The 20,358-nt window shown below is 53.8% G+C and carries 21 protein-coding genes; 14 read left to right on the top strand and 7 right to left on the bottom strand.

The annotated features are described in order from the left end of the window. The 6 genes from F568_RS0106400 to F568_RS0106380 all read left to right on the top strand — a co-directional run bounded on the left by F568_RS0106400 (nucleotide 1) and on the right by F568_RS0106380 (nucleotide 2,942). Nucleotides 1-561, top strand: coding sequence for a MauE/DoxX family redox-associated membrane protein (locus tag F568_RS0106400; RefSeq protein ID WP_019017889.1), 561 nt, complete (start codon nucleotides 1-3; stop codon nucleotides 559-561). An 11-nt stretch (nucleotides 562-572) separates the two neighbouring features. Next, on the top strand, nucleotides 573-1,217 hold the full coding sequence (locus F568_RS22330) for a thioredoxin domain-containing protein (protein ID WP_019017888.1): 645 nt from the start codon (nucleotides 573-575) through the stop codon (nucleotides 1,215-1,217). A 48-nt stretch (nucleotides 1,218-1,265) separates the two neighbouring features. Continuing rightward, complete coding sequence (mauA, locus tag F568_RS0106390; RefSeq protein WP_019017887.1) at nucleotides 1,266-1,790, top strand: methylamine dehydrogenase (amicyanin) small subunit; 525 nt, start codon at nucleotides 1,266-1,268, stop codon at nucleotides 1,788-1,790. Then, the gene (locus F568_RS22325) at nucleotides 1,790-2,275 is read left to right on the top strand and encodes a c-type cytochrome (protein WP_019017886.1); all 486 of its coding nucleotides are present in this window, start codon (nucleotides 1,790-1,792) and stop codon (nucleotides 2,273-2,275) included. Before mauA ends, F568_RS22325 begins: the two co-directional genes overlap by 1 nt. Before the next feature lie 218 nt (nucleotides 2,276-2,493). Next, complete coding sequence (locus F568_RS25360; RefSeq protein WP_194512040.1) at nucleotides 2,494-2,688, top strand: hypothetical protein; 195 nt, start codon at nucleotides 2,494-2,496, stop codon at nucleotides 2,686-2,688. A 35-nt stretch (nucleotides 2,689-2,723) separates the two neighbouring features. Then, nucleotides 2,724-2,942 (top strand): hypothetical protein, encoded by a 219-nt coding sequence (locus F568_RS0106380; protein WP_019017885.1) that lies wholly within the window; start codon nucleotides 2,724-2,726, stop codon nucleotides 2,940-2,942. Nucleotides 2,943-3,639: 697 nt separating this feature from the next. Here the strand turns inward: F568_RS0106380 and F568_RS0106375 are convergent. From F568_RS0106375 to F568_RS22320, 6 genes are all read right to left on the bottom strand, one after another. Continuing rightward, nucleotides 3,640-4,563, bottom strand: coding sequence for a halocarboxylic acid dehydrogenase DehI family protein (locus F568_RS0106375; protein ID WP_019017884.1), 924 nt, complete (start codon nucleotides 4,561-4,563; stop codon nucleotides 3,640-3,642). Nucleotides 4,564-4,587: 24 nt separating this feature from the next. Next, on the bottom strand, nucleotides 4,588-5,664 hold the full coding sequence (locus F568_RS0106370; protein WP_019017883.1) for an SLAC1 anion channel family protein: 1,077 nt from the start codon (nucleotides 5,662-5,664) through the stop codon (nucleotides 4,588-4,590). Between the two features lie 92 nt (nucleotides 5,665-5,756). Further along, the gene (locus tag F568_RS0106365; RefSeq protein WP_019017882.1) at nucleotides 5,757-6,497 is read right to left on the bottom strand and encodes a haloacid dehalogenase type II; all 741 of its coding nucleotides are present in this window, start codon (nucleotides 6,495-6,497) and stop codon (nucleotides 5,757-5,759) included. Between the two features lie 59 nt (nucleotides 6,498-6,556). Further along, entirely contained in the window at nucleotides 6,557-7,060 is a 504-nt protein-coding gene (locus F568_RS0106360) for a YIP1 family protein (protein ID WP_019017881.1), read from the bottom strand. Then, a complete protein-coding gene (locus F568_RS0106355; protein WP_019017880.1) occupies nucleotides 7,054-8,694 on the bottom strand; it encodes a sodium:solute symporter family transporter in 1,641 nt (546 codons plus the stop codon). The genes F568_RS0106360 and F568_RS0106355 overlap by 7 nt, the downstream gene beginning before the upstream one ends. Next, nucleotides 8,691-9,035: a hypothetical protein gene (locus tag F568_RS22320; RefSeq protein ID WP_019017879.1), complete on the bottom strand. Its 345-nt coding sequence runs from the start codon at nucleotides 9,033-9,035 to the stop codon at nucleotides 8,691-8,693. The genes F568_RS0106355 and F568_RS22320 overlap by 4 nt, the downstream gene beginning before the upstream one ends. Before the next feature lie 303 nt (nucleotides 9,036-9,338). On the opposite strand from F568_RS22320, the gene F568_RS0106345 reads away from it, so the two are divergent. Next, entirely contained in the window at nucleotides 9,339-11,048 is a 1,710-nt protein-coding gene (locus F568_RS0106345) for a sigma-54 interaction domain-containing protein (RefSeq protein ID WP_019017878.1), read from the top strand. Between the two features lie 334 nt (nucleotides 11,049-11,382). On the opposite strand, the gene F568_RS0106340 is transcribed toward F568_RS0106345, so the two are convergent. Next, nucleotides 11,383-12,138 (bottom strand): FadR/GntR family transcriptional regulator, encoded by a 756-nt coding sequence (locus F568_RS0106340; RefSeq protein ID WP_040475992.1) that lies wholly within the window; start codon nucleotides 12,136-12,138, stop codon nucleotides 11,383-11,385. A gap of 209 nt (nucleotides 12,139-12,347) precedes the next feature. On the opposite strand from F568_RS0106340, the gene F568_RS0106335 reads away from it, so the two are divergent. The 7 genes from F568_RS0106335 to F568_RS0106305 all read left to right on the top strand — a co-directional run bounded on the left by F568_RS0106335 (nucleotide 12,348) and on the right by F568_RS0106305 (nucleotide 20,272). Continuing rightward, nucleotides 12,348-13,343 (top strand): asparaginase, encoded by a 996-nt coding sequence (locus tag F568_RS0106335; protein ID WP_019017876.1) that lies wholly within the window; start codon nucleotides 12,348-12,350, stop codon nucleotides 13,341-13,343. Between the two features lie 62 nt (nucleotides 13,344-13,405). Next, entirely contained in the window at nucleotides 13,406-14,395 is a 990-nt protein-coding gene (locus F568_RS0106330; protein WP_019017875.1) for a TRAP transporter substrate-binding protein, read from the top strand. Nucleotides 14,396-14,398: 3 nt separating this feature from the next. Then, nucleotides 14,399-14,920: a TRAP transporter small permease gene (locus F568_RS0106325; RefSeq protein ID WP_019017874.1), complete on the top strand. Its 522-nt coding sequence runs from the start codon at nucleotides 14,399-14,401 to the stop codon at nucleotides 14,918-14,920. 41 nt (nucleotides 14,921-14,961) lie between these two features. Next, complete coding sequence (locus tag F568_RS0106320; RefSeq protein ID WP_019017873.1) at nucleotides 14,962-16,236, top strand: TRAP transporter large permease; 1,275 nt, start codon at nucleotides 14,962-14,964, stop codon at nucleotides 16,234-16,236. An 11-nt stretch (nucleotides 16,237-16,247) separates the two neighbouring features. Then, nucleotides 16,248-17,501, top strand: a complete 1,254-nt coding sequence (locus tag F568_RS0106315; RefSeq protein ID WP_019017872.1) for a M20 family metallo-hydrolase — start codon at nucleotides 16,248-16,250, stop codon at nucleotides 17,499-17,501. A gap of 57 nt (nucleotides 17,502-17,558) precedes the next feature. Beyond that, a complete protein-coding gene (locus tag F568_RS0106310) occupies nucleotides 17,559-18,959 on the top strand; it encodes an amidase (RefSeq protein WP_019017871.1) in 1,401 nt (466 codons plus the stop codon). Between the two features lie 41 nt (nucleotides 18,960-19,000). Next, entirely contained in the window at nucleotides 19,001-20,272 is a 1,272-nt protein-coding gene (locus F568_RS0106305; protein WP_019017870.1) for an amidase, read from the top strand. Nucleotides 20,273-20,358 lie beyond the last annotated feature (86 nt).

Genomic DNA, 20,358 nt, shown 5'->3' with positions numbered 1-20,358 from the left:
ATGTGGCAGCTGATACTTGCTCATGCCATCGTAGGGTTCGTTGGCTTATTGTTTCTCCAGGCGGGGCTGGCGAAATGGCAGCAGCGCGAAGAGTTCGGTGCTGTCGTAGCGAATTACAACATCCTTCCTGAACAGATCAGCATGACGCTGGGGCGTTGGTTGCCAGGATGCGAAGTCATCCTCGGCATGGGCTTATTGAGTGTCTCCGCGACTGCAGCAGGACCCATCCTGGTCTGGATGGCAGTAGGGCTCCTCCTGCTCTTTGCCAGCGCCATGGCCGTCAACCTGGTTCGCGGACGTAAGCAAATCAACTGTGGCTGTGGGGTAGGTGGCATTAATCGCGACCTTTCTTGGGGAAAGGTAACAGAGAACGTATGTCTGAGTGGCCTCTTGGTACTGCTGGCGCCACTAACTAGTCATGCCACGAGTGGTTCCTTACTTCTGGGGCTGGCGACGGGGATTACTGGGCTACTGCTGTATCAGAGCTTACTCCTGTTAATTGCGAGCCACCGCATACTTCAGATCTCCCAGGACTCGCTCTCAACTGACAAAATAAAATAAGGACAGTACTCATGAGTCTGATAGCAATCGCGCTCACCTTGGCCTGGTTCATCATTATCCTGTTGGCTGTGGTTCTGTTTGCCCTGGCAAGGCAAATTGGATTACTACACGAACGCATGCCGGGCGTTGGCGCCATGGTGGCCGATAACGGGCCCCAGGCAGGAGACCCTATCCCTTTTTACGAGGTCGAGGACTGGCGCTCATCTGAACGTGTCGTACTAGGCCAAATCCCGAAAGGTACCCGGGGAACCTTGCTCTTGTTTGTGGCCGAAGGATGCCCACTCTGCAAGCGCATAGCCCCTTTGGCCGGTACATTTAGCCAACAGGAGCGTCTGGAACTTGTTGTGGTCAGCGACGAAGAGCATTCCATCGCCCGATCCCTGTTCTCACGGTTGTCCGGCCTGCCGGGGCGCTTTATCAACGACAGTCGTGTCGGCCGTGGCATGCAGGTCGGTAAGGTACCCTACGCCGTTCTCGTTGGGCCAGAGGGCACACTGCAAGCCAAAGGGCTGGTCAATAGCCGGGAACACCTCGAAAGCCTTGTCATTGCTCGCGATAGCGGCGTTAAAAGCCTTCAGGATTATCTGGGCAACGAGGCTACGGCGCCCATCGATGCTGTAGATGCCACTGCCGGCCCGAAACAGTCGCATGCGTGACCGCCACACTGGTAAGTACAAGGACAATAATCAAGAAAGGAGCCAATTATGACGCTCGATTTCGATACCCTGGTGGAGAGAGCCTCACGTTTCCTAGCCAATGGTTTGTCCCGCCGGCATTTTCTGAGCTGGACCGGCACTATAGTCATGGGTAGCGCCGTGCTGCCGTTATTGCCGATAGACCGAAGCGGAGGTAAGGCTCGCGCAGCAGAAAGCGGTGCGCAGGACACTCAAGATGATGATGATACACAGTGCAACTATTGGCGTTACTGTGCTATTGACGGCTATGTGTGTAGCTGCTGCGGCGGCACGCCCAGCAGCTGCCCGCCCGGAACCTCGCCGGCTCCCACATCATGGGTCGGCACTTGCCTTAACCCTGTCGACGGCAAACATTACCTGATTTCCTACCGTGACTGTTGCGGTAAGGGTAGCTGTGGCCGTTGTGCCTGTCTGGGGCTAGAAGGCGAACTGCCTGCCTACCGTGCCCAAAAGAACAATGACATCATTTGGTGTTATGGCGCACCGGACATGATGTATCACTGTTCCAGCGCTGTAGTGATCGGGGAGGCGTAATGCGAATCAGCTCAGTGATTGGTGTGATCATGCTGAGTAGTTTGACTGTCGGCAGCGCCATAGCTGCCGACAGTAGTCATCTCGAAGGCGCTACTCTATATCAACAGAACTGCGCAGCCTGTCACCAAGCCAATGGGGAAGGTGTACCTGGTGTTTACCCTCCGCTTGGTTCACGCCTCGCAGCCTGGAGTGAGATCGACTCGGGCAGGCATTATCTGGCAAATGTCATTCGTCATGGCATGATGGGCTCGATCACGGTTTCCCAGCAAACCTATAGCGGTGTTATGCCGCCTTGGGCGCGGTTCGATAATGCGCAGTTGGCATCGCTGCTTAATTACATTACCGAAACCCTGCCGGGTGATCCCAACCTTGATATCGAGGAGTTCTCTGCCGAAGAGGTGGCGAGGCTGACCGAAAAGTCGGTGACGCCATTACAGGTCCACTCGCTGCGAGAAGAGGCGCTAACTCAACTAAAAAAGCTTTGACTCCGACAGCCGCCGAACTCACCGGCATGGCCGGCGACGTTCCTCCGGAAACGATAGGCCCCTGGCCCAAAGGCGCCTACTCGCTTTACCAGATGAGCTGTCGGGGATGTCACGGAAACAGTGCTAACGTCAACGTGGGCACCATACCTGCATTGAATCAGGCCCACCGTTACCTTGGCGTAAAGGGAGGACGGCCCTATCTGATCAGGGCTCCTGGCGTGGCCAATTCCCCTTTAACGGATCGGCAGACCGCTGCAGTACTCAACTGGGTGCTGAAGCATAAAACGCCGGTGAACAACTTTATTCCTTTTACCACGGAAGAAGTTGCCAAGCATCGCCAAGCTAGTAATAACGCCTTAGCCGAGCGAGCAAAACTGAATGCCAGGATGGCTGCTCTCGAAGATTGGCAATAACGACTCATTACCAGAATAATTAAGGAGATCAACTCATGACGTACGACCAGTGGCAGGAAGTCACCATCGCTATTCCCCAAGGCCGAAGCCAAGAAAGCGCGCTACTCGCTTTGAAAAGTATTAACCGTTGGTGCCAATCGAAGTGCGAGGCTAGATACCAAGTTGAGATTTTAGAAGGCGAAGAGCAACAGCATTTACGTATACGCTTCGAGGATGAGCAGGACACTACAGCTTTTGAGCAAGCTTTTAGTTAATAAACAATTGCCGAGATGGTATGGTGATGAGTTGGCAGTGGTTGGTTTGAGCCTTGATCAGATGTGCCGCTAGCTATTCTGAAGCTTGGGGAGACTGTCGGTTTTTGACCTTCCTCTTGGTTTAGGTCCGTCTTTAATGTGATATGTCGCTCTTTTATGCAAGTTGCTGGGCATATGCTATGGGCGGCAATAGCCCAGCGAGCTGTGCGGTCTGACAAGGTTGTATTGGGTTCTCCCTAATCACTTTAGTGTCGTGCGTCGGCAGTGCCCAAATCTATGCTGTTTAAGCCAGTTGCTCCGAAACTTACCTTTAACATCAGATTGACTGCCATGCGTCCCTTTAGGGTTGTCATCGAAGAGCCACTGCGCGGTAGCATAGGCATTGAAGACCGCAGGTGCTGCGTTTATGGTTGAATCAAGGAAGCAAAGTTCCTCCATAATTCCTCCCATATTTCTCGTTCCGCATAATTGCACCGGTCGCAGTAACGGCGAAATCTATCGCTGTAGCGATCTCGGCCCGAGAGAATCTTGGTTGTCAGTCTACCCGGGCTGCGCCTAAGAGCTTCCAGCCAAGCAAAGCTCTAATCGACAATTCGTGGATAACACACGAATCGCTGCTACATGCGAAGCTGGTGGGCTGTCATTCCAAGCTATATAGCACTGGGGAGCTATAAAGGGTCATGGCAACCAGCAGGGTTTACTTGTTTGTCTTTTCTCTCATAGCTAATTTAAAGTGCGTAACATTGAGGATGAGTCCAGAAAGAAGCCATTGAAATAAGCTAATCACCTGCATGAGCTCGTCAGTTTGTTCTTCGCTCAAACCTGCTTGAATCGCACGTGTTCTGTCTAAAAAATATGTGTGCGGTAGTTTTTCCGCAGTCGCTATCGCTTGCTCGTGGATCAACTGGCGAATACGTACATAAGGGTCGCTATCGATTGATGGCTTGAGGTCGCCCCAGGCTAGCGCCAAATAACTAGGCCAGCGTCCCATCGCCTTGTAGTCGCTGTTAACGAAAGGAAGATTCAGTGTTGCTTTAATATCCTCGTATACCGCATTCAGACTCTCTACTGCATGGTGTTCCTCGATCATCGTTGGTATAGGATCGGTCTGGTAGATGGGGGCACGGGGCATGCTGTCTCGCCGATTTTGAGCCGGATCGCCTCCCAGTTTCCGGCCATGACAAAGGCTCTGCTGGATCGCCGTCGCCAAGACCAGATACTTAGGGTTGCCGTAATCGAACACATCCAGCGTCGCGCGTATCTGCGCCAGTTCGGTATCAGAATAACCAAGCTGGCGCAGTGAGCCCGTACGCGACTCGATGTCGAAGGCATCCCCGGCCTGCTCCCAGGCCGTCAGGCGGATAGCATCGCAACAGGACTCGAAATAATGCGAACGCGCCGAGGGCTGAAATTGCCGCCAAGCCTCCACAAAGAACGGACGGTAATGGGCCACGGCTTGCGTGATCACACCTACCCAAGGCACGCCCAGCGTAGCCTTCAGGTCCTGATAAGTGGGGGCCAGTTCCGCATCTACACGATGCTCGGGTAATGGCCGGACCGGTACATCTCTCTCGGGACGCTGCAAGGCCTTTATCGTCTGGTTCAGTTGCTCAGATACCATTTACTTTCTCCAAAACTATATTACTCAATGCCAACTATTTTTGGCATGCCCGACCATCTTTGGACCGTACCGTTTGCGACCAGCGCTACAGGGCCTATCACCCTCAAAATCCAGCTTATGTTGGATGCGCATAAAGCTCAGTAGCCAGCCAATGGTGCGCCAGCAGGTAGCAACAAAGAGTAGAATGGCAATGCTCAGAATTACGCTGGCGAGCGCTAACGACAGGCTATTTGCGACAAGGCCATGATAGCGTAGCGTCGCTATCGTCAACGCTGCTGAGGGAAAAGTGAAGGCCCAGCAGCCCAGAGAAAAGCCTACACGAAGCAGCACTGGGGCGAGACTGGCGAGAATGCCGGCCAAAAAGAGCGCCGTGAAAAACAATACTCGTGCAAGCACGTCCAGCTGATCACCATTTAGCTGCAGATAGGCCAGAAAGGCTGCAGACGGCGGCGTCATCAGGAGGAATAGGGAGGGGGTCAGCGACGTCTGAATTCGTTCGTGAAAGGTAAGTCGGTGAATAGCGATTGTGAACATGATGATCCACATCATTAAACCCGAGGATAAAAAGAACCATGCTACCTCGACGAAGCCGAGCCGAGCCCCTGTCATGGAGGCAACCAGAATGCCGCCCACCGACAGCATCCAGGCCGGACTGAACGTTCTGGTCTCAAACGCATTGAGGATCCAGCCCCTAACGATGACAATCACAAGCGCGAGATGCGAGAGCGCGGCCACTGACCATATTATGAAGGTGACTGCACCGCCATACGGCCGGATGACCAAAGCCAAAAGCAGCAACGCTATTGTGACCATTGCAAATAATTGCATCTCAGCTGGGTCGCTGAACTCGCGTCGTACTTGAGACCAGTGCATCAGTGTCTTGCCCAGATAAAGGCCGGCCGCGAACATGAAACTGAGCACTGCTAACAACGCGATGGCTTCGGCAATTATGCCGGCAAAGCCGAAGGCACGCTCCACCTCGCGAAAAGTAATGGTGAAGCTGCTCAAACCAATGGCAACTGCGAACGAATTTATGGGCACGTGTGTCAGCCAGGCTATCTGGGAAACTCGCTGTGCAATGGCAAAGACAATCGATCTCATCGACGTTTCTGTGTTGTGAGCATCAACTGGGACCCCGAGGACGCATGCGTAGCGAAATATGGCCGCGACACCGAAGCGGCGCGGCCAGTAAGTCAGGCGTTGGCTTCCAGCCCGATCAGATCTAGCAGCGTATGGATTCGAACGTCTGGATCGAGGTTGAGTTCGTCCATGCGCATGCGTAGTACCTTGAACATGGTGCTCGGTTCGAGACTCTGCCCAGAATGAACTTCAGCCTGTAGTGAGATCGCCGGGACGCGCTCGATCCAGGCCACTTTGAAGCCGAAGCTCTTCGCGCCACAGGTGTCGAATGGATTGCACGAGACGAACACTACCTCGTCCGTCGATGCTCCCAGCTTTTCCGCAACCAGGGAATATGCCTCGGGGGTTGGCTTGAATAGACGCTTTTCATCGATGCTAATCACCGCATCGAGAGCAGTATCGAGGCCAGTGTTTTTTACCAAGGCGTCTAGCATTCCTTGGCTGCCGTTCGAAAGTATTGCCACCTGGTGACCGGCGGCGCGCAGCCCCTCGAGTGCTTCCAGTGCGTCAGGGTACGGGGTGAGATGAAGATAACGATCTAGAATACTATCGAATGTTTCCGGCCCCGCTTGTAGCCCTAGCGTATTGAGTGTGTAGGCGAGCGATTCCTGGGTGACAGACCAAAAGTCCTCGTAGCGCCCCATCAGCGAGCGAAGCCAGGTGTATTCGAGCTGCTTGAGCCGCCAGACCTGTGTAATAGTATCGCCGTATCCCGGAAAGGCTTCCTCCGTGGCTGTGGCGACGGAATTCACGTCATATAGCGTGCCATAGGCATCGAAAACAAAAGTGCTCATAATTGATTTTTCTCCTTGATGAAGCGACAACCGAATCCGGTCGCCGCCTGCGTTTGCATTCATTGCAGAGAGAGATAGCTGGCACAGAACATAAAGGTGAGCACCGCACAACCGCAGGCTCGATACCAAGAAAAGCCCTCTACCGCTCGTAATGCGGTTACCAGCGATGCGAGGAAGCCTAGTGCGGTGGCAGTGCCAAGGACCACAAGCCCTAGCAGAGGTGCAATGGAGCTCTCCCCATTTAGTGCCAGAATCGCTACGGGAGCAGCAACCCAAAGCGGTGGCGCAGCGGCGGAAACGGCAAACAATACCCTGACGAAGCGTGCCTTACCGCCGAGCAGCCGTCCCATCGCCCAGGCCACCGCTCCGACGCCGAACCAAACACCTGCGACCGTCAGCATACCGCCCACCGTTGTCATCAGCAGGGCACTGCCCATCGGCAGTCCGGCAGCGCGGACCTGATCCCAGTTAGCCAGCGCCATGCCGAGACTCCACGCCACACCGAGCATCAACACGCCGATGCCGGCCAGTCGCTCAGGCAAAGGCCGTGCTAGGCTCACCATGGCTGCAGCCCCCAAATAAGAACCGGAAGCCAGAGCACACAAAGAATCCACAGCCATGTGGTACCGGCATAACGCTTACCTGAAACGTGACGCCAGCCGTGCATGCCTTCCACTAGCTCATGCGCTTGGGAGACAACATCTTGGTAAGCAGGCCCGGCCACCCGCTCGTAACCCAGTGACATGAACACCGTTACGAGGAATCCGACCGGCACCGTAATCAGAGCGGGTGCAAAACCGAGCTTGGCGACAAGTCCATTGCCGACTGCGAAGCCTGGAAATACATACGGGGACAGTGCGATATAAAGCAAACCGGCTATTAGGCTGCCAGCCAAGGCACCGTAGCGGTTGATTCGTGTGGACCAGGCGCCAAGAACGATCATTGGCGTTACAGCGCTCGCACACAGGCCAAAGGCCCAGAATATTGAGACGACCAGGAACGCGGGCGGTTTAAGCGAAATCAGTAGCGACACGATGCCAGTTCCGGCCAGACCTATATAGCCCCAGCGCAGCCGTTTCTTCTCTGGTAGTTGTGGGCGCAACATGCCTACGATGTCGTGGGCGACAACCGTGGCGACACCTATCATTAGCCCGGCAATGGTAGAGACCCCAGCAGCAAGCACCCCTGCTATCACAAAGCCACTAACCCAGTCGGGGTTATAGGCAAGGTTCAGTAGCAATGTGGTTTTATCGGCGGCCTCCGGCGGTAACTCTTGTCCCAGGCTGGCGAAATGGAACACGCCGGCGAAGCCCATGGCGTAGGTGGCGGAGAAGGCCAGCCCGACCCACAGACAGAACCAAGGCACCACGCGTCGTGCGGATTTCATGTTGGAAGATGTCAGGACACGCTGCGCTAGTTGGGGTAGGCCCAAAATGCCCAAAGTGAGAGCGACGAATAGGGCCAAGTAGAAGCGGGGATCGAATTTCAGATCAAAGAATTCAGGAAATTTGGCCAGCATAACGTCGGTCATGTTGCCATAGCCAAGCGGCGGAAAAGCGTACCCCGTCGCCCCCATCTGCTTCAGGATTGCGGCGAGCGGCACAACTAGCGCAATCATCATGATGACCATCTGGATGGCGTCGTTGTAGGTTGCTCCCTTCATACCGCCGATAGAGATGTATCCTGTAATAACCAACGCAGAGAGGATTAGCGACGGGAGGTAAGGTAGACCGAGTAGAACCTCGAATACCTTGGCGATCCCCACAAACTGCCCGATCATGTACATCAGCATGATCAGCAGCATCCAGACCGCCGCCACGTAGGCGACAGGCTGCCCGTAGCGGATCCGAACGAAAGAAACGGAGGTAAAAACGCCGAGCCGTCGCAGCATGGCACCATAGAACAGCACTAACAGCGGGAGGCTGACGATGAGCTGGATCCACATATAAACGAAAGGCATATGAAGCTGTTGAATAAGCGCCACTACACCAAGGAAAGTGGCAACGCTCATCCACGTCGAAGCCGCAGCCAGCGAGTTCATTACGGGGCCGATCGAGCGCCCGGCGACATAAAGATCCGCCGTATCCTGCGTGTCGGTGCGGGCGTATAGCGCGACAGCGTAATAGAGGCAAAAGACGGCAGTTGTAATGCCAATACCCAGCCAGAGATTATCCAGTTGCCAGATAATATCGTTCATTGGGTTCCCTCCCTGAGTGATCCTTGCTTCTTCTCGCTGAGGACAGAGGGAGTATCAGGCGCCTTGAAGAGCATTTTGTCATTGTGCGCCGGAGTGCAGTTTTCGTCCTCGGCTATAATCTCTTCTTCAAGTTTGTCGGCGTAATGGTTCCAGGCGATCGATACAGCGAGCACGCCGAACCATCCCATTACAACCGCCAAAAAATAGTGCAGCGGGAATCCGAGCACTCGGACCGAGTTGTCGACGCCCAAGACGATGGCCCATGGAGCCGTATGCGCCATTAGTATATAGGCAACAAAAAAGCCTATCGTCAGGACTGCCTCCTTCTTATATGCGCTCATTGTTTTCCCTCCGGTAAGGTTTGGGCAACTCACCCGTTGAGGCTGGCATGCGTTGCGCTCCTTAGTGTTTGGCAAACCGTAGACCAGTCAGTGCCTTTCTTAGCTAAAACAATAAGTTGAAATTAACTCACCGGCAGTAGACAGAATATCAGTCCGGGTTCGACTATCGAGTGATTCATATTTGAGTATGTTTGATTCATATTTGAATCTAATGCCATGTTTGAAATAGAGCACAGGCCACCAAAGGCACACGTGCTTCTTGACACGCTTAGGCCCACCGATCGATGCGTTCACGGAGATAGAATGGAACAGCCTCGCTTAGCCGCCCGCTTGCTTGAAGGCCTTCCTCTTGGGGTGATCCTGATACAGCCCGGTGAGACCCTCTACATCAACCCAGCGGCACGTAGCAGCTTGGGAGCTGCACCGACAACTTATGCAGAGCTGTGTCAACGCGAGCCGCTGCTATGCAGATTAGCCGACCCCTCGCAGGCTGCTGATCATGGGTCGTACTGTATTGGTAACGAGCCTCATTTCGTCCGGTCAGTCCGTCTCTTCGATAACGCATGTGCGCTTCTACTATTGCCGATGTCGCTGCTTGAAGGCATCCAGCCCGAACTGAATCGACTCAAGCAATCATTTCGGGACTTCCAAGAAATATTTCGTAACTCCTTCGATGGTATCTTCGTGGCTGATGGCGAAGGTAATACGCTGATGGTCAATGAGGGAAGCGAGCGCAACTACGATCTTAAAGCTGAAGAAATGGTTGGCAAAAACGTTGCAGAATTCGAGAAAAAAGGCCTTATCAAACCGGTAATAGCCGGACGCGTGGTTGCCGAGCGCCAACGCATCACAGCCGTGCAGCGGACGCATACCGGCAAAACGATAATGGTCACAGGTATCCCGCTATTCAACGACGAGGGCAAAGTCCGGCGTGTCATCATCAACTCCCGTGATACCACCGAATTGCTAAAGTTGCAGGAGGAGCTGGCACGTGCACAAGACAATTTGCGTCGTATGGAGACTGAGGTTTGCGAGCTGCGACGTGCGAACCTGAAATTCGAAGGCATCGTGCTCAATAGCCCAAATATGCAGCGCATCGCCACCTTGGCGGCCAGGGTAGCAAAAGTAGACACTACCATCCTAATTACTGGGGAATCGGGCGTGGGAAAAGAGGTTGTAGCCAAGCTCATACACCGGGAAAGTAGCCGCAGTAGAGGGCCTTTCATCAAGATCAATTGTGGCGCTATCCCTCGGGATCTACTGGAGTCAGAGCTATTTGGCTACGAAAGCGGCGCATTCACCGGCGCTCATCGTCAGGGTAAGGTTGGCTTGATCGAGACTGCGAACGGAGGGACGCTCTTTCTCGATGAAATCGGCGAGTTGCCGCTGGAACTACAGGTCAAGATGCTCCAAGTGTTGCAGGATCACTCCTTCAGCCGCGTCGGCGGCACTCGCACCATTGAAGTGGATCTACGGATCATCGCTGCCACCAATGTCGACTTAGAGACTATGGTCGAGCAAAAGCGCTTCCGTAATGATCTTTACTACCGCCTCAATATCGTGCCGATCAATATCCCGCCCCTCAAGGAGCGCCGGGAAGACATTTTTCCCTTGGTACAGCGTTACCTAGACGATTTCAATGCACAGTACGGCCTAAGTAAGCGGCTTTCTGAACGAGCATTACAGTGTTTATTAACTTATGGCTGGCCGGGCAATGTTCGGGAGCTTCGCAATATCATCGAACGGTTAGTTGTGACTTCACCCTATGAACTTATCGCCACGGATGATTTACCTAAACAGCTCCGGCCAGGTCCGAACCCGCTCGAGAAACCGGAAATGGATTTCAAAACACGCGTGGCGCGTTTCGAAGCTGGCTTGGTACGAGAAGCTGTAGAGAAATACGGGACTACGCGGGCTGCCGCTAGTCATCTCAGCATCAGTCAAGCAACGGCCGTTAGAAAGCTTAAAGCCGATCCGGCGCTTGTTAGGGAAATCTTGGAACCTAATGATTGACAGTAGTTTACGACTGACTTGAAGCTTAAATGCCCCAGCGCATGAACCTGCAAGGCAAAGCCATAATGGATGCTGCCCCCGTAAACCCTTAAAGCGCTTCGGTGGGGTTATGAGACTGTACGGCTGTGTCGAGTGCAGCGGGATTTTCATTCGCTGATGGAATCTGACGTGGCCGTGATGGAGCCGGAGGCATTCACCGCCTGGCTCGAGCGGCAAGCAGCACCCGCCCAGCCTCCAAGATTTCGGTCGCCAGGCAGGGCAGATGAATATCTGGCGAATGACTGCAGTGTCCGCTACACCATACCCGGCATGCTGGCCGGTGGGTTGGTGAGGTTCAAGTATTGAGGGATACGTCTTTCTGATCTGGATAAGTAAGTTCAGTCTCCCAACTTCTACCGCTCACTTCAATAGCATCCTGCACGCCTTTTGCATCACCAGCCTTAAAAGCCTTGTAGATATTTTTATGGTCTTTAAGAGCAACTTCAGGCAGCGTTTGCATGGATGTTTCAAGCGCTGCCTCGATCAATTGCAGTAATGTCTCTCCCACGCGAATCGTCATCGGGTTGTGAGTGGCGTGAAGAATGGCACGGTGGAAGGCGACATCGTGATGGGAGGTCTGTTCACCGTGGGCGATGGCAGCTTCCATGTCATCGATGGTCTGCTGGATTCGTGCATGGTCTTCAGGGGTAGCATTGGACATCGCCTGGAGCGTATAGGCCGGCTCGAACATCCGGCGAAACTCCAGAACATCTCGGGTCATCCCCCGTGCTAGAATCATCCCGAAAGCCATAGGATCCACAAGGGGATCGCCCGGTTCTCGGCGAATAATAGTGCCTTGGCCGCGCCTCACTTCGACGATGCCTATGGCCTGAAGCATCTTGATAGCTTCGCGCACGCTCGACTTGCCAATCCCTAGACTCTGCGTCAGCTCCGTCTCTGAAGGCAAGTAATCTCCTGGCCGCAATTCCCCACGGATCAACGCAGTTTTGATGCGCTCTAATATCTGAAAAGCAACAGAACTACGTTTAATAGCTCCTCCTAGCCTGTCGGAATCCAGCGATTGAACATGCGGCTGATGTTTAAGGCTCATGATTTTCGTCTCGGTAAAGCATGTGATACTGCTGCGCATGGACTGCAGCACTATCCATTAGTATAACTTTCGGCCCCAAGCGGTACGTAGCCCTTGTACTAGGCGCCAAGGCAAGCCTAGCATGAAGATAGATATCAGACATCAGATGTCTGTTGGGTATTCAGCTGGGCTTAGGGTAATGCCCTTGCCAGCAACACGGTGTATTACCAATGAAAGAACGAAATGTCGTCGTGCTGACCACAGGTGGCACGATCGCCAGCGCACTTGATGGCACGGGCCGCAATGCTTCCGGTGCGCTAAGTGGTGAGACACTGCTAGAGCATGTCACCTTACCTAAAGATGGCGGGGTGAATGTGCAAGTTCACTCTATCCTGCAGAAACCCAGCAATGCGATTACCTTGGCGGACTTGCTGAAAATACATCACCTTTGTAAGGAGCTGGCTAACAGAGCTGATGTGGATGGGATCGTCATTACGCATGGGACTGATACGCTAGAAGAAACGGCATATTTCCTAGACGTCACATTACCCCTTGAGGCCTGTGCGTTAGTCATTACTGGCTCCCAGCGTGCTCCTCACGAGGAGGGTACTGATGCCTTCCGCAACATCGCAAATGCTATCACTGTAGCGGCGGATCCTGTCATGCAGGGGGTGGGGGCCGTAGTGGTATTCAATGAATCACTGTTTGCCGCACGCCATGTACGAAAGGTCAGCACGTATCAAGTCCAAGGTTTTGACTCACCGGGCTATGGCAAACTGGGATATGTTGATGGCAGCCGAGTGCACCTGGCCCAGGCGGTACGCAGGCCGGCTCCTTTACCCTTGGGCGAGATGCTCCCACAAGTTGCTATCGTACCTGCCTACTTGGATGCCAGCAGCACAATGATCGATGCCGCTATTTCGGGCGGTGCTGAAGGGCTAGTAATTGAAGGTTTGGGGCGCGGGCATGTACCGCCCAGTTGGCTAGATGCAATAGGTCGAGCTGCGCAGGTCGGTATACCGGTGCTGGTAGTCAGTTCCTGCTATCAAGGACCGGTCCATCCGAGCTACGAATTTCCTGGCAGCCTTGCGAGCCTGGAGGAGCGCGGTGTAATTGCAGCCACAGATCTCAGTGCGCGTAAGGCGCGATTGGCACTCGCTGTCATGCTTTCCATTGAAGCAACGGAGGATGTTTCTACCCGGATGAAGCAGGCATACGTAGCATAACCCCTGCAATAGCAGTGTTCGCAAAACCACAATGACTGATAGGTAATGAAATGAGCCATAAAATGACTAAGATCTCATTAGCAACTGCCATCGCTGCAGTCTCTTTCGGTATGACTCAAGCGCAAGCTGCGGAATACAACTTCACCTTTGCACATGTGCTAATCGAAGATACCCCCAACGCCCAAGCCGCTCTACGTTTCAAAGAGGAAGTCGAGGAAAAATCCAATGGCCAGATTAGCATCGAGGTGCTGCCGGCCGCTCAAGTAGGGGGCGATGTAGAAATCATCGAACAGATTCAAATGGGGCTGGTCGATATTGGTATTCCGCCTACTGCGACTTTAGGTAATTTCGAACCACGCATGCAGATTCTCGATTTGCCGTTTCTGCTGTCCGACTACGAGACCATGGTAACTGTTCTTGATGGCGAGGTAGGCCGTGAAATCCTCGATACTCTCGAAGATGACAACATGCATGCGTTCAACTTCTGGGGTGCTGGTTTCCGGCACATGACCAATAATATCCGTCCGATTGAAACGCCAGAAGATCTCGAAGACATCCGCATGCGGACCATGCAGGCGCCGGTTATTATCTCAACTTATGAGAATTTCGACGCCAATGCTACGGCTATGGCTTTTACTGAGGTCTATAACGGGCTCCAGCAGGGGGTCGTAGAAGGCCAAGAGAATCCATTGGCTAATATCTATACCATGCGCTTCCATGAAGTGCAGGATTACCTATCGTTGACTAACCACGCCTACCATGCCTATGCGACAGTCATGAATAAGCAATCTTGGGAATCGCTACCCGAGGATCTGCAAAAGGTTATGGTCGAAGCTTTCGATAACGGCCGCGAGACATCTCGTGAGCTTACTCGGCAGCAGGAAGACAAAATCCTTGAGAATATCAAGGGCGATATCCAGATCAACGAGATCACAGAAGAGGCAAGGAGCGCTTTCATCGAGGCAAGTATTCCTGTCTACAAAGAATATGAGGATATCGTGACTCCCGAATTGCTGAAGAAAACAACCGACGCCGCTGGTATCGAGTACTGATCTATGTTTGAAGCGCTCAATAAACTTATTGATCGCTTGGAAAACGTGGCGATGGTCGCATTCATGTCGATTGCGACCACCGTCACTGCTTTCCAGGTTGTCTATCGCTACGGTTTTAACAACTCTTTATCTTGGGCTGAAGAAGTCGTTATCTATTCTATCGTTTGCATGAGCTTTGTAGGCGCCAGCATGGGGGTTCGCCATGGAGTTCATATTTCTGTAGATGTTCTTAATGCTCTGGTACCTCCCGCGGTGAACCGGTGGTTGCACATTACCTCTGCGGTGCTGGGTATCGCTTTCGCCATTGCTCTGGCTTACCTCGGTTTCAAGCTCTTCAGCAGTACGCTTGATCGAGGAATGCTTTCTCCCGCTCTACGTATGCCGATGGCATGGGTTTATTTCCCTATTGGCTTATCGGGGGTACTGCTCATCATCCGTTACTGCTGGGTCATCCGCGAGGCTTGGGTGAAGCCACCTGTCAGCTTGGCCGAAGAGCTTGCCGCTGAGCAAGACAAATTGGTGTGAGCGGCAATCTACCAACGTATTTTAGATAACGAGGAAGGCTCATGGTAACGGCATTGCTGCCCATCTTCTTTGGGGTATTGTTGCTAGGCCTGCCAATTTTTGCGGCGCTGGCCTTTTCTGTCATCCTGGCTATTCAGTTTTTCGGTCATGTCGACCCTGTCATCGTGCCAATGCGAATGTTCTCTGGCATGAACAACTTTTCGCTGATGGCTATCCCTTTCTTCATTCTAGCCGCCGAACTGATGCGTATCGGCGGTTTGTCCGAACGCCTGATCGAACTGGCCAAGGCGTTGGTTGGCTGGGTGCCTGGAGGCTTAGGCGCCGCCACGGTTCTCTCCTGTTTATTCTTTGGCTCTATTTCCGGTTCCAGTCCAGCCACTGTAGTGGCGATTGGCAGTATCATGTTCCCGGCCTTGGTTGCGGCTGGCTATGCCAAGAGCTTTGCTATTGGCCTGATCGCGACAGCCGGGACCCTTGGCCCCATCGTGCCACCGAGTATTGCCCTGATCATTTATGGGTCAGTCACAGGTACCTCAGTTGGCAGGCTGTTCGCAGCAGGACTGTTACCCGCCATCTTGATTGCCTCAATCCTGATTGCCTACTGCATCGTTTATGCCTCGCTTAAGGGTTACGGACGCAACCCTTTCCCGTCGCTTCGTGAGGTTGGGGCTGCCTTCAAATCAGCTGCTTGGGGATTAGGGTTACCGTTTATCTTGCTCGGAGGGATCTATAGTGGGGTATTCACCCCGACAGAGTCCGCTGCCGTGGCTTGTGTGTATGGTCTCTTCGTCGGCACGGTGATATACCGAAAAATCAACCTTGCGGCTCTGGTCGGTACATTGAGGAGCTCTGGACTGATGTCAGCCTCCCTGTTGCTGATTACCGCCGGTGCTTCGGCCTTCTCTTGGTTACTAGCCATCACGGGTACCCCGACACAGCTGGCTAGCCAAGTACTCTCGCTGACCGAAGATCCGATACAGATCATGGCCTTGTTTAATGTCGTGATGATCATTGCGGGGTTCTTCCTTGATAGCGCCTCAGCGATTATCGTGCTTTCCCCGTTGCTGCAGCCGATTGCTGCTCAGGTTGGAGTAGACCCAACGCATTTCGGCGTTATCACCCTCATCAACTTCTCAGTAGGCATGATTACACCCCCGGTGGGGCTCAACCTGTTCGTTGCGATGGCGATCTCGAAGATGTCCCTGCAGGAAGTATTCAAAGCATGCTTACCGCTGATCGGGCTGATGCTGCTCGCGCTGATAATTATTACCTACGTGCCATGGTTCAGTACTTTCCTGCCGTCGCTGATTTACTAGTGAGGATACCTATGAACGATTGGCAACGTTTGGGCCAGCGCCTGGATGGCGAGCGCTTTTGGGACGATGTAGAGGCCTTATCGAAGATAGGCGCTCTCGAACCTAAAGGCATATGTCGCTTGGCGCTGGATGAAAAGGATAATCAAGCACGCTTGTGGTTGGTGGAGCAGGGGACGTCGTTGGGATGCACAGTGCATTACGATGCATTGGGCAATGTCTTCCTGCGCCTCGAAGGGCAGGATCCTTCTTTAGCGCCTCTCCTCATTGGTAGCCACCTAGACAGTCAGCCTCGTGCCGGAGCTCACGATGGGGCATTAGGGGTGCTGGCAGGCCTGGCAACGTTGCGCACCCTTGTTGACGAAGGGATCACTCCTCGTCGTCCGCTGGAGATCGTGGCCTGGACCAACGAAGAGGGCGCACGCTTCGCCCCAGGAGCTTCAGGCTCTTCATGGTTCGCTGGACAACGCGAATATACCAGTATCGTGGAAGCTGTAGATTCCCATGGAACGCGCTTTGGTGATGCCCTGAAAGACTGTTTGGCCCTGTTAGGCGCGCATGGGCTTGACTTCCGCCCCGATCCTTTTGTCCCTCATGCCTTCCTTGAATTGCATATCGAACAGGGGCCGATACTGGAGAGTTTGCATAAATCCGTGGGGGTCGTCAGCGGTATTCAAGGTGTGAACTGGTACGAGATTACGGTAGAAGGGCAGGCCAATCATGCGGGTACCACCCCGAGAGGGGCACGTCGAGATGCTTTCGATGCTGCACATGAGCTTATTACGGCCCTGAAGGCTGCTGCTTATGAGCAGGGCGATGAATTACGCTTCACTATCGGCAAGTTCTCGCTCTGGCCTGATTCCGTCAATACCATCGCCCAGCGTGCAACGTTCACTATTGATCTTCGCCATCCCAGCCAGAATGTGCTGGAGTCCCTCGATATGCGCTTCCGTGAACTGGCTGAGCGTCAATGGCGTGGTTGTGATGTTCACTTAAAGGTGGCATCACGCGTAGCGCCGGTGAAGTTCCCCGAGTCCTTGCTTGAAGTGCTGCGGCAGAGCGCAAGTAGTGACTGCTCGGACGTGCCGGAACTCGTCTCCGGTGCCTTTCATGATGCCATTCATTTAGCCCATGTTTGCCCCACAGCAATGCTATTTACTCCATGCCGGGCCGGTATCAGCCATCATCCTGACGAGCATATCGAGCGCGACGATGCCGAAAGCGCAACACGTGTCCTGGCAGAGGCTGCCGGACGGCTGCTGAATTAATTAACCCAACAATCTCGCGCCGGCTCATCGTGACGAGTTAATTTAAGAGGCCCATACATGCATGATTCTCCGGTTTTTTTCCCGTTGCGTGAGCAGCACACCAAGCTGCGCCAGGCAAGACTTAGCGCAGTTGAGCTCGCTGAGTCCGCTTTAGAGAATTTTGCGGCGCGTGGCGAACATGATCACGCTTACCTGACCTGGCGCGGCGAGGCTGCCCTTAAATCAGCCCATGCGATAGATGCCGTGTTGTCCAGTGGAGGCGATACGGGGCCATTGATGGGTATCCCGGTCTCGATCAAGGATATCTTTGCCGTGCCGGGAATGCCGACCTACGCAGGCTCTGCGCGGCGACTCCCCCCACATTGGGAAAAGGCTGGCCCTATGGTGTCGGCACTGTTGCGCCAGCTGCCTAGCGTGATGGGTAAGACACACACTGTAGAGTTTGCCTTTGGGGGGTTGGGAACGAACTTACACTGGGGGGCGCCCCGCAATCCTTGGGATATAAAAAACCATCGGACACCGGGCGGCTCAAGCTCTGGTGCCGGTGTTTCTTTGGTCAGTGGGACTGCTGCTTTGGCGCTGGGTACCGATACAGCCGGCTCAGTGCGTATTCCTGCCTCAATGACGGGGGTGGCCGCCCTCAAGACGACTGCTGGGCGCTGGCCGACGCAGCAAATCGTGCCGCTTTCCACCACGCTGGATACCCCAGGCCTGCTGGCTCGCAGTGTCGATGACTTGGCTTTCGCCTTTACCGCACTGGATGATGAGCTTTTTGGAAAAGGGAGCCGGTTACCTGATACTCCCGACTTGGCAGATTTGACCTTCGGTGTGCCAGATACTTTTTTCTGGGATGACTGCAGCCCCGGTATCGCCGAAGCGGTGCAGGAAGCGATCCGTCAGCTTGAAGCCGCCGGAGCCCGTATCGTTACCCTTGATCTACCGCGAACTGATGAAGCCTATCAGTTATTTCAACTGGGTGGCTTGGCTGCGTCAGAGCTTGCTGCTTTTCTCAACACCGAACTGCCCGACATGATGGATTCCCTCGATCCTAACGTGGCAGCTCGCATCAAGGCCGCTGATGACATTGCGGCTTGGGAGTACGTACGGCGTCGTAACATGATCGAGGCGTTATCGGCCAGTGCTGCCGAGCGACTTGCCCATGTTGATGCTCTATTGACACCTACCGTAGCCATAACCCCACCTACACTAGACAGCCTCGTTCCCGAAGGGGCATACCCAAAGGCTAACATGCATGCCCTGCGCAACACGGTAATGGCTAATTTCATGGGGCTGTGTGGTTTGACTTTGCCGGTGGGCAAGGACGCTGCGGGACTGCCGGTAGGGCTGCAACTGCTGGCCGGCCCTTGGCAGGACGCTCGCTTACTAGCGGTGGGTCGGGCGATTGAAGACAAATTAGGGAATAGCTTGGCAATACTGGGCGAGCCGACCATGCCGTAAGCCATCTGCTGCATGGGCTAACGTATTAAGGGGTTTCAGCAATGCAGTCACAACAAGCTATGACAATAGAAGCTTTTCAGCGACGGCTTGCCAATGGCGAAAGCCAGTTGTTGGATTGGTGGGACGCTTGCCAGGGGCAAATCAAGGCGAAGGAGCCGGAAGTCCAAGCTTGGGAATATCTCTCAGGCGAGACACCCCGTCTCGATGTGTCGCTTACTGACAATGCATTGCTCAAAGGCATCCCGGTAGGGCTCAAAGACCTCATCGAAACGTGTGACCTGCCCACATCCTGGGGTACCGGAGGTTATCTTCATAGTTCGGGGTCTATGAATGATGCCTCCTTGGTGACGTTGCTCAAGCGACAGGGGGCGTTGATTTTGGGCAAGACAGTGACCACAGAGCTAGCCTACTTTACGCCCAGCAAGACACGAAACCCACACGATCTCTCGCGTACGCCTGGTGGGTCCTCAAGTGGGTCAGCAGCAGCAGTTGCCGCCGGCATGGTGCCTCTGGCTTTCGGGACGCAGACGGTGGGAAGTATTATCCGCCCAGCAAGTTACTGTGGCGTATTTGGCTACAAACCGACGATAGGCACCGTTAGCTTCTCTGGCATAAAGTCATTTGCACCCTCTATGGACACCCTGGGCTGGTTTGCAAATAGCATTGACGATATTTGCACCACGTTCTCAGCGCTTACCCATGCGCAGGCGGTTGATACATTGCCTGACGCACTCAGGGGAATTCGAGTTGGAGTATGTAGCCTACCCACTGACAGGGCGCTAGCGCCTGAGGTCCGGCAAGCATTAAGCCATGCCCAAGCTAGGTTACTTGCTATGGGCGCTGAGGCAGTGCCCTTGTCGCTAGATGCCCGTTTTAATACGCTGATTGAACATCAGCATACGATACTTGCTTACGAGGCGGCGCAATCATTGGCAAGTGAATATCGAAGCCATGCCGACAAGATGGGCACAGAACTCATCAAGCTGATCGAGGAGGGGATGCAAATTACTTATGCTCGGTACTCAGACGCGAAATGCGAGGCTGAACAGCTCCGCTGCATGCTTTCCTCAATCTTCGCTAATGACGTGGATGCCATACTTGCGCCTAGTTGCCCGGGTGTAGCCCCCAAGGGATTAACCTCCACGGGCGATCCTTTATTTTCTCGTGCGTGGACATTGCTTGGCGTTCCCTGTCTCAACCTTCCTTTGAGCCAAACTGAACAAGGGTTGCCAGTTGGTGTTCAACTGATATGCGACCGATTTCAAGACATGAAACTGCTGTCTGTTGCACGTACGCTTATGCTGCCATTGTAAGGTTTCGGAGTGCCACTAATCTTAGAAGCAATGCCAGTCGTTTCTAACTTGGGGTACGACAGGAGGCTCGTACGAGTGCGTGGCAG

This window comes from Modicisalibacter luteus DSM 23508, from assembly GCF_000378505.1.
In the GTDB taxonomy this organism is placed as follows: domain Bacteria; phylum Pseudomonadota; class Gammaproteobacteria; order Pseudomonadales; family Halomonadaceae; genus Modicisalibacter; species Modicisalibacter luteus.
The sequence above is the reverse complement of the archived record's forward strand: the minus strand, read 5'-3'. Positions and strand labels throughout refer to the sequence as shown.

What these genes read in the sequence shown, in the direction of transcription:
- F568_RS0106400 (WP_019017889.1), top strand. Translation starts at nt 1, where the DNA reads ATGTGGCAGCTGATACTTGCTCATGCCATCGTAGGGTTCGTTGGCTTA.
- F568_RS0106370 (WP_019017883.1), bottom strand. Translation starts at nt 5,664, where the DNA reads ATGAGATCGATTGTCTTTGCCATTGCACAGCGAGTTTCCCAGATAGCC.
- mauA (WP_019017887.1), top strand. Translation starts at nt 1,266, where the DNA reads ATGACGCTCGATTTCGATACCCTGGTGGAGAGAGCCTCACGTTTCCTA.
- F568_RS0106325 (WP_019017874.1), top strand. Translation starts at nt 14,399, where the DNA reads ATGTTTGAAGCGCTCAATAAACTTATTGATCGCTTGGAAAACGTGGCG.
- F568_RS0106380 (WP_019017885.1), top strand. Translation starts at nt 2,724, where the DNA reads ATGACGTACGACCAGTGGCAGGAAGTCACCATCGCTATTCCCCAAGGC.
- F568_RS0106330 (WP_019017875.1), top strand. Translation starts at nt 13,406, where the DNA reads ATGACTAAGATCTCATTAGCAACTGCCATCGCTGCAGTCTCTTTCGGT.
- F568_RS22320 (WP_019017879.1), bottom strand. Translation starts at nt 9,035, where the DNA reads ATGAGCGCATATAAGAAGGAGGCAGTCCTGACGATAGGCTTTTTTGTT.
- F568_RS0106345 (WP_019017878.1), top strand. Translation starts at nt 9,339, where the DNA reads ATGGAACAGCCTCGCTTAGCCGCCCGCTTGCTTGAAGGCCTTCCTCTT.
- F568_RS0106305 (WP_019017870.1), top strand. Translation starts at nt 19,001, where the DNA reads ATGCAGTCACAACAAGCTATGACAATAGAAGCTTTTCAGCGACGGCTT.
- F568_RS22330 (WP_019017888.1), top strand. Translation starts at nt 573, where the DNA reads ATGAGTCTGATAGCAATCGCGCTCACCTTGGCCTGGTTCATCATTATC.
- F568_RS0106360 (WP_019017881.1), bottom strand. Translation starts at nt 7,060, where the DNA reads ATGGTGAGCCTAGCACGGCCTTTGCCTGAGCGACTGGCCGGCATCGGC.
- F568_RS0106340 (WP_040475992.1), bottom strand. Translation starts at nt 12,138, where the DNA reads ATGAGCCTTAAACATCAGCCGCATGTTCAATCGCTGGATTCCGACAGG.
- F568_RS0106335 (WP_019017876.1), top strand. Translation starts at nt 12,348, where the DNA reads ATGAAAGAACGAAATGTCGTCGTGCTGACCACAGGTGGCACGATCGCC.
- F568_RS0106315 (WP_019017872.1), top strand. Translation starts at nt 16,248, where the DNA reads ATGAACGATTGGCAACGTTTGGGCCAGCGCCTGGATGGCGAGCGCTTT.
- F568_RS0106365 (WP_019017882.1), bottom strand. Translation starts at nt 6,497, where the DNA reads ATGAGCACTTTTGTTTTCGATGCCTATGGCACGCTATATGACGTGAAT.
- F568_RS0106375 (WP_019017884.1), bottom strand. Translation starts at nt 4,563, where the DNA reads ATGGTATCTGAGCAACTGAACCAGACGATAAAGGCCTTGCAGCGTCCC.
- F568_RS0106320 (WP_019017873.1), top strand. Translation starts at nt 14,962, where the DNA reads ATGGTAACGGCATTGCTGCCCATCTTCTTTGGGGTATTGTTGCTAGGC.
- F568_RS22325 (WP_019017886.1), top strand. Translation starts at nt 1,790, where the DNA reads ATGCGAATCAGCTCAGTGATTGGTGTGATCATGCTGAGTAGTTTGACT.
- F568_RS0106310 (WP_019017871.1), top strand. Translation starts at nt 17,559, where the DNA reads ATGCATGATTCTCCGGTTTTTTTCCCGTTGCGTGAGCAGCACACCAAG.
- F568_RS0106355 (WP_019017880.1), bottom strand. Translation starts at nt 8,694, where the DNA reads ATGAACGATATTATCTGGCAACTGGATAATCTCTGGCTGGGTATTGGC.